The sequence below is a fragment of the Deltaproteobacteria bacterium genome (assembly GCA_005879535.1).
GTDB lineage: Bacteria > Myxococcota > Myxococcia > Myxococcales > 40CM-4-68-19 > 40CM-4-68-19.
In genome coordinates, this window is the sequence record VBKI01000108.1 from 1 (window position 1) to 6,043 (window position 6,043).

8 protein-coding genes, 1 tRNA gene and 1 pseudogene are annotated in these 6,043 nt (G+C 64.4%); 6 read left to right on the forward strand and 4 right to left on the reverse strand.

Going from position 1 to position 6,043, the window contains the following annotated elements; all coding sequences use genetic code 11:
- Positions 1-99: 99 nt before the first annotated feature.
- Positions 100-172 (forward strand) — tRNA-Lys (locus tag E6J58_24070).
- Between the two features lie 386 nt (positions 173-558).
- On the opposite strand, the pseudogene E6J58_24075 reads toward E6J58_24070, so the two are convergent.
- From E6J58_24075 to E6J58_24090, 4 genes and pseudogenes are all read right to left on the reverse strand, one after another.
- A pseudogene (locus tag E6J58_24075) lies at positions 559-1,008 on the reverse strand (hypothetical protein).
- Between the two features lie 439 nt (positions 1,009-1,447).
- On the reverse strand, positions 1,448-1,684 hold the full coding sequence (locus E6J58_24080; protein ID TMB31807.1) for a helix-turn-helix domain-containing protein: 237 nt from the start codon (positions 1,682-1,684) through the stop codon (positions 1,448-1,450).
- Entirely contained in the window at positions 1,681-1,866 is a 186-nt protein-coding gene (locus tag E6J58_24085) for a hypothetical protein (GenBank protein TMB31808.1), read from the reverse strand. Before E6J58_24085 ends, E6J58_24080 begins: the two co-directional genes overlap by 4 nt.
- A 98-nt stretch (positions 1,867-1,964) precedes the next feature.
- A complete protein-coding gene (locus tag E6J58_24090; protein TMB31809.1) occupies positions 1,965-2,921 on the reverse strand; it encodes a hypothetical protein in 957 nt (318 codons plus the stop codon).
- Here E6J58_24090 and E6J58_24095 point away from each other — a divergent pair.
- From E6J58_24095 to E6J58_24115, 5 genes are all read left to right on the forward strand, one after another.
- Positions 2,902-3,753, forward strand: a complete 852-nt coding sequence (locus E6J58_24095) for a hypothetical protein (protein ID TMB31810.1) — start codon at positions 2,902-2,904, stop codon at positions 3,751-3,753. The genes E6J58_24090 and E6J58_24095 overlap by 20 nt on opposite strands.
- 368 nt (positions 3,754-4,121) lie before the next feature.
- The gene (locus tag E6J58_24100) at positions 4,122-4,343 is read left to right on the forward strand and encodes a type II toxin-antitoxin system HicA family toxin (GenBank protein ID TMB31811.1); all 222 of its coding nucleotides are present in this window, start codon (positions 4,122-4,124) and stop codon (positions 4,341-4,343) included.
- A 3-nt stretch (positions 4,344-4,346) separates the two neighbouring features.
- The gene (locus tag E6J58_24105) at positions 4,347-4,685 is read left to right on the forward strand and encodes a hypothetical protein (GenBank protein ID TMB31812.1); all 339 of its coding nucleotides are present in this window, start codon (positions 4,347-4,349) and stop codon (positions 4,683-4,685) included.
- 176 nt (positions 4,686-4,861) lie between these two features.
- Positions 4,862-5,575, forward strand: coding sequence for a transposase (locus E6J58_24110; protein TMB31813.1), 714 nt, complete (start codon positions 4,862-4,864; stop codon positions 5,573-5,575).
- The coding region (locus E6J58_24115) for a transposase family protein (GenBank protein ID TMB31814.1) at positions 5,323-6,043 on the forward strand (721 nt) is incomplete at its 3' end. The genes E6J58_24110 and E6J58_24115, both read left to right, overlap by 253 nt.

Below are 6,043 nucleotides of genomic sequence, written 5' to 3' on the forward strand. Positions count from 1 at the left end.
GCAGGAGCCGCAAAGTCGCACCTTCGTGCCGTGGCGGCTGAGTGAGCTGCCGCCGGATTCGCGATGCACGAGCGGCGACGATGCGCTACAACCTCGTGCGAGCCGCTAGCTCAGCTGGTAGAGCACCGGCCTTTTAAGCCGAGGGTCGTGGGTTCGATCCCCACGCGGCTCACTCTGGAAGACTTGATTCTCGCTCGGGAAATCCTGAGGGCGCTTCGGGGCCGGAAGCGCTCGCGGCGTCTTCGTCAGCAAACTGTCAGCAAACGGAGACGGATTTTTTGGTCCGATGCGCGCGACGGCGTCGCGAAGATCGTCGACGGCGAGGTGACCGTACGTACCGGTCGTGGTGGTCACGGACGCGTGCCGCAGGATCCGCTGCACGCGATGGGCGTCGACGCCCGCGCGGAGCATGAGTGTCGCGGCTGTGTGGCGCAGGTCGTGGAAGCGCATCGGCCTCGGGATGGCCTTCGGCCACAGCTTCGCGCCGCACGTTGGGCACCGGCGCACATCTGCGTCTTCGTGCTTCTCGATGTACGGCGTTCCCCGGCTCTTGCAGCGCCTGCACGAGTGGTCGTAGCGCTCGACCAGACCTGCGCGGGCGAGGGCGCGCCGCAGGACCTTCTCCGGGTCACATTCGGGCGAGCGCATCGAACCATCGGGCCAGGGAAACACGAGGTCCGAGGGACTGCTGTCGATCGCGGCCTGCAGATAGGGCGCGAGCGCCGGCGCGATCGGAATCACGTCCGCATGGCCGCCCTTGGTCGTCTCGCTGTCGTATGAGCACCGGACCGTGATCAGGCCGGCATCGAGATCGACGTCGCGCCTGCGTAGGCCGCACAGCTCTCCCTTGCGCAGGCCTGCGTAGATCGCGGTGGCCGTAAATGGCCGCCACACCGCAGGAGCGCGCTCCAGCACCAGTGGGATCTCCTCCGTGCGCAGCGTCGGGTGCACGCGCTTGGGGACCCTTCGCGACTCCGTCTCGGTGATGGGGTTTGCTCCGACCCAGATTCCCGCCTTCTTCGCAAGAAAACCGTCCGCAGTTTCGCGCGGACGTGGTTCACGGACGCCGGCGCCGCCCCTGCCTTCTCGAGCTCATGCAGGTGGTCTTCGACACGCGGCGCTGTCAGATGGCGAACGAGCACGCTTCCGAGCGGCGTCGAGATGACATTCTTTCTCAGTCGGCTTTCCTCGCGCTCGTAGCTCGCCTGTGGGCACCGCTCGTGCAGCCACCACGCGATCAGCTCGCCTACGGTCAGCGTGCAGTCGGTCGGCAGCGGATCCAGCCCTAGGCGCTGCCGCTCTGCCTTGCGCTCAAGGTCAGCCGCGAGCCGCCGTGCCTCAGTCTTGGTCTTCGCCCTAGATGCGATGTCCGCCCATCGCCCAGCCGCGTCCTTCACGCGCAGGTACCACGGGCCATGTCCACGCTTCTGGTAGACGGACGCCATCCCTAGCCTCGCTTCGACGACCGCCCTGTCATGCTATCGCTGCCCTCTGACGGCCCGAGCGCGAATACGCGTACGGCGCCCGGATCGAACCGCAGAAGTCCGCCGACTCGGATGCACGGCAGCTCCCGTCGCTCCGCAGCCTTGTAGACCCAGCTGACCGACGCCTTCAGATACCGCGCGACGTCGCGTGCATCCCAGAGCGTCCGGTGTGCGCGGCGCTCGATCCCGAAGGGGTTCATCGCTTGCTCCTGGGGACCGGAGGAAGCGGCCCGATCTCCTTCTCGAGTTGGTCAAGGCCGCGGACGATGAGCATCCGCACGGCCGTACTCATCTTCACGTTGAGCCCCGGCTCCCGCTCGTTCAGATAGTGGAGATACCGCTCGAGCTTGTCCTGCGTCTCGGGACTGATACGCGCACTCACAATCGCAAACTCTTCTGACACGACCATCGTAGAGCAACATTTGTATACAAATACGTGTCTTGTCAAGACGCCTTGGCGCGGGGTGTCCGCCTGCTTTTCTATTCGTCGATGACGTCGGCGTCAGTGACGAACTGAAATTTCGAGATGTCGGCAGCCTCGATCGCGTCGAGGGCTAGGCGTAGCCCCTCTTCCTTGCAAGGGAAGACCTCGGTGCCGTCCTTCAGCTTGAGGTCGTTTGCGTACCGCGCCCACGTCTTGTCGAGGACGAGAATGGTCGCATACCGCAGAGGCACAACTGCGTGGAGTAGGTCCGTGGCGTCGTTCTTGTGGATCTTCTTGCTGTCCATGATGAGGAGGCGGGCCAAGTTGTGCTGAATCCACTCCAACGAGTGCTCCGGTGCAGTCGACGGTGGAAATGGCATGCCGGCTCTGCAGTGCTCCCTGGCATCGCACAGGAATCTGAAGAATCCAGTCCGATTCAGAACCTCCGGAGCGCGCGTTCTGAAATCCTGGTCGTGGATGGCGTCGAGTGCGGTTCCAAGGCTGAAGGTACCCTTCGGCAACGCACGAAAGATGTGACCGAAGATATTCAGCGGTGGAAAGAAGCTCTTCGGCATCACCGCACCGCGCTTCTCGCGGTACTCGACTCTTCCAGGGTCCACGTCCGACGGCACCCAGAACGGTCCCAGCCCGTCGAGCATGTCGCGAATCATCTCGTACGAACGCCCGCTGTTTCCGGCCATCTCGAGCATGTTGACCATCGAGAACATGAGAGTGCCGCGCGTCTGGAAAATCATCTTGACACGCGACGTCTTCGCAGGATCGGACGAGATGCCGCGCACTGCGCAGTGGTCGAGGTACACCAGTGGCGGCCGGATCCCGACCTGGATCTTCGCCTCGCCCAGATGTCGGAACATGCCGCGGTCTACCGTGTCGCCAGTGGGGCCGCGCGGCAACTTCGCCCTAGTAGGGCAAGGCGATGCCACGCTCTCGCAGGCAAGCCTCGTACGCGTCCAGACGCGCTCGGAGCCCCGCATGCACCTCTTCGGCTCCATCAAGAGCATCATCGAGGCCAGGCGTGCCGGCGCGCTTCGCCGCGGTGAGCGCATCGACGACATTCTTGGCCGCGCGGCAAAGAATGCAGAGAGAGTCGCCCTGAACCACGATTCCCGGGAACTTTCTCCCAGGTGTTCGGACGATCGCGAAATTCGGTTCCTTCGACAGCAATTCTACGACCTGTTCCAAACGTCACCTCGGCGTGGGAGCCATTGTGCATCCGATTTGTCTTCGCGGAGGCCGCACGATATTCGCTCCGGCATGGACTACGTCGGTACCGTGAGCAGCGAAGGCGGTCCGTTCCTGCTCGCGGATGGACGAGCCATTCGCGTTTGGCGCGGCCTTCAAACGAGAGATTACGAAAAGCTTTGCGACGATCTCAGTGCGGCGGCCCCAATGTGGGGAATCGCCGTGACGGTCGATGGGCGCGATGCTGTGGCGTGGGAGCCGGAGGGAGGCTGCATCGCGCACATGTACGGCACGTCGCAGCACTCGCTGGTCCTCGTCCGAGTCTTCACGTCCGAGTTGGGCCGCGCCGACGCGGTTCGAGATGCTGGTATCCGTGCGCCGGTCGGCGCCACAGATGATATAGGGCGCATCGACATCGACAGCGGTATCCTCACAGTCCTTTGGGCACCGGAGAGCGGTGCCTGCGTCCTGGACAAAGACCTCGCTGGTACCAACCCGCGACCAAGCGGCACCGTCGTCATCGAAGGCTCATGTCTGCTCGTCAGGCTGGAACCAGGACGGTACCGGTGCGCCGCGGACAGTGTCGACGTGGAGGACGGCACTGTGTTGCGCTGTCGAATCGACCCTGAATCGGCGCGCTGAACGCACGGTGAAACGGAATGCTCTTGATGGCGCCCCGGAGAATGTCGCAAGGTCGCGCTCGGTGCGGATCGCGTACGGCAGGCCGTACTCGCGGAACGCCGACTCGAATACCTCGCGCGCCAAGTCCTCGCGCTGCTTGAGCAAGCCGTCGCAGCGCAGCAAGTACCGGCTGTGGCCCTTGGAGATGGTCAGCGGGTTGCAGCGCACGCCGTGGCCTAGTCTGGGGAACCCTCACGAACTGCACAACCGCAGCTTCGACGCCGCGTCGCTGAGGTCCTCATCCTAGCAGTCGTCGTCCAGCTCCGCTGGGCGCGCGCGAGTGTCTAGCTCCCTTGACGAAGCACCGCAATGCGTCTATATCGCTAGACGTGAACGCGCGCACCCTGCGGCGGATCTTGCGCGCGCTTGGGTGCGTCGAAGTGAGACAGACTGGCTCTCATTTGCGAGTGCAATGCGGCAAGTGCTTCTCGACGATCCCGCTTCATGCCGGCGAGGATCTCGGACCGGGACTCCTGCGCGCGATCGAGCGCGATCTCGAGCCGTGTCTCGGGAGGAAGTGGCTGCGCCGAGCGGAGCGGATCGGAGGATAGCTAGTGGCGAAGAGGACGAAAAAGTACACGGCGACCGTCGAGCGTGACGAGGCGGGATGGTGGGTCGCTACTGTCCACGGCATCGCTGGCGTCCACGAAGCGCTGGCGGCAGCAAAGCCCGGCGCGGTCCTCGGCGAAGTTGTCATTAAGCCGCGGGACCTCGGGGCCTTGCTGCGGAAGGTGCAGACAGCGCGCCAGCGCGCCAAGAAGCAGGACGCGGAGGCCCACAAGCTGCTGCGACTGGCAGCTCGCGAGCTCGAGGCCAAAGGCGTCGGGCGACGTGACGCCGGCGAACTCCTGGGCGTGTCGTTCCAGCGCGTGCAGCAGCTCGTTGACGAGTAGCGGCGCGCTGTTCGTTCAATCAGAACGCGCCGGGATGACCGAGCTCTTGGGCCTGGCTGCTGTTGCTGGATGAACCAATCCGCTCACGCGCGTGAAAGCCCCCTCTCTGCGGTGCTGTACCAGGACATCGCTGACACAAAAGTGTCAGGACATCGTTGACGGTATTGAAAAGATGGATGCCCTGGAAAGAGCAGCGCACCATGAGTTTGAAACTGCAGTTCGTGGAGCGAGCGGCGCAGAAAGGCAGCAATCTCTCTGCACTTTGCGAGGAGTTCGGCGTCTCGCGGCAGACGGGGCACAAGTGGTTGCGGCGCTATCGGGAGCTTGGTCCGCTTGGCCTGGTCGAGCAAAGCCGGCGGCCCGATTCTAGCCCGGGTGGCACCGGTGAGGACGTCGTTCTGGCGATTCTCGCGCTGCGCAATCAGCATCCGAGCTGGGGCCGGGACAAGATCTCCCGGGTGCTCCAGCGCAGACTCGCTGCGGACGCTCCGAGCCGCAGCACGGTCGTGCGCATCTTGCGCCGGCTCGGCAAAGTGAGGCGGCGCCGGCCGCCGGTGCGCATCTGGAGTGTTGACGGTCGTCCGCGCGTCGAGGTTTCCGGAGCTGACGATTTGTGGACCATGGACTTCAAAGGCTGGTGGCGGGCTGGCAACGGGCAGAAGTGCGAGCCGTTTACAGTCCGCGACGCCCACAGCCGCTTCGTGCTCGCGGCGACGCTCTTGCCAGGCGCTCGCGGTGCGCTGGTCCGGGGCGTCCTGGAGCAGCTTTTCCACCAGCTGGCACTCCGCGCGCGATCCAGTGCGACAACGGCTCGCCCTTCGTTTGCACGAGGGCGCGCGGCGGGCTTACGCTGCTCTCCGCCTGGCTGGTGTCGCTCGGCATTCGTCTGATTCGTTCGCGTCCGGGAAAGCCTCAGGACAATGGGGGCCACGAGCGCATGCACCGCGACCTGGCTGAGCTCGAGCTGGCGCCGGCGCGCTCTCGTCGAGCGCAGCAGCGCGACTGCGATCGATGGCTGGTCGACTTCAACAACGTCAGGCCGCACGAGGCGCTCGGCGGAAACACTCCAGCCGAAGTCTACAAGCCGAGCCATCGCGCCCCGGCCGTCCAGCTCCCGAACTACCCGCCCGAGTACAAGGTCCGACGTGTAAACAGGGTCGGCATCATCAAAATCTTTGGCGATTGCGTTTATGTCAGCGCCTCGCTCCGCGGCCAGCTCGTCGGCCTGCAGCACGAGCGCGGCATGCAATGGCGTGCCTACTTCCATGAAGTCGACCTCGGCCTCGTCGAGATCGTCAACATCAACGACGCGCTCTCGATGCTGTCAGCATCTGACTCCATCGCAGTGAACCCAAACA

Bases quoted from the DNA above. Each gene is read 5' to 3' on its own strand.
- E6J58_24080 (TMB31807.1), bottom strand. From the start codon at position 1,684: ATGAACCCCTTCGGGATCGAGCGCCGCGCACACCGGACGCTCTGGGAT.
- E6J58_24095 (TMB31810.1), top strand. From the start codon at position 2,902: ATGCACCTCTTCGGCTCCATCAAGAGCATCATCGAGGCCAGGCGTGCC.
- E6J58_24090 (TMB31809.1), bottom strand. From the start codon at position 2,921: ATGGAGCCGAAGAGGTGCATGCGGGGCTCCGAGCGCGTCTGGACGCGT.
- E6J58_24110 (TMB31813.1), top strand. From the start codon at position 4,862: ATGCCCTGGAAAGAGCAGCGCACCATGAGTTTGAAACTGCAGTTCGTG.